The 1,095-nt window shown below is 69.6% G+C and carries 1 protein-coding gene; it reads left to right on the top strand.

The window, feature by feature from the left end; genetic code table 11:
* Positions 1-52 precede the first annotated feature (52 nt).
* A partial coding sequence (locus K4G64_RS39290; protein ID WP_308122615.1) for an amino acid adenylation domain-containing protein occupies positions 53-1,095 on the top strand: 1,043 nt, incomplete at its 3' end.

Here is a 1,095-nt window from a genome sequence, read left to right as displayed (position 1 = left end):
GGAGTTGGATGCGCGGGCGAATCGTCTGGCGCGGTTGCTTGCCGGGCGGGGTGTGGGTCCGGAGTCGTTGGTGGGTGTGTGCCTGGAGCGTGGCGCGGATCTGGTGGTGGCGCTGTTGGCGGTGTTGAAGGCTGGTGGTGCGTATGTGCCGCTGGATCCGGAGTATCCGGCGGGCCGGCTCGGTCTGATGATCGAGGATGCGGCGCCGGCTGTGGTGCTGGCGTCGCGGGCTTCCGCTGCCTCCCTGCCGGGCACTGCGGCCGTGTTGGTGGATGCTGCGGAGACGGTGGCGGAGCTGGCCGGCCTGTCGGCTGACACGGTGCCGGTGGATGGGTTGCTGCCGGAGCATCCGGCGTATGTGATCTTCACGTCGGGTTCGACGGGGCGGCCCAAGGGTGTGCTGGTGCCGCACCGGGCTGTGGTGAACCTGTGTGAGGGGCATCGTGACACGGTGCTTGCTTCGTCCGCGGTCGCGGGCGGGGGGCTGCGGGTGGCGTTGACCAGTTCGGTGTCCTTCGACGCTTCCTGGAATCAGCTGGCGGGGTTGTTCCTGGGGCATGCGCTGCATGTCGTGGACGGCGATACGTGGCTGGATGCGGGCCGGCTGGTGCGGTGGATCGGTGAGCAGCGGATCGACTTCGTCGAGGTGACGCCGTCGTATCTGCAGGTGTTGCTGGACGAGGGACTGCTGGACGGGGAGTGGCGGCCGGGGCGGATCGGCTCCGGTGGTGAGGCGGTGCCGGAGGCGCTGTGGCAGCGGCTGCGGACTGCTGGTGTGGAGGGCTTCAATCTGTACGGGCCGACGGAGTGCACCGTCGATTCGGCCATCGGCCGGGTCGCCGATTCCGTCACCGTGGTGATCGGGCAGCCGGTGCCCAATGCTCAGGTGTATGTCCTGGACGGTGCTTTGCGGCCGGTGCCTGTGGGTGTGGCCGGTGAGCTGTACGTGGCGGGCGCGGGTGTGGCCCGGGGGTATCTGGGCCGGGCCGGGCTGACGTCGGAGCGGTTCGTGGCGAGCCCGTTCGGGTCGGGTGTGCGGATGTACCGCACGGGTGACCGGGTGCGCTGGAACGCCGAGGGGCAGCTGGAGTACCT

The sequence above is a fragment of the Streptomyces sp. WAC04114 genome, assembly GCF_019733245.1.
In the GTDB taxonomy this organism is placed as follows: Bacteria; Actinomycetota; Actinomycetes; order Streptomycetales; family Streptomycetaceae; genus Streptomyces; species Streptomyces massasporeus_A.
Note: the sequence above shows the minus strand (reverse complement) of the source record. Positions and strands in the feature narration are given on the sequence as shown.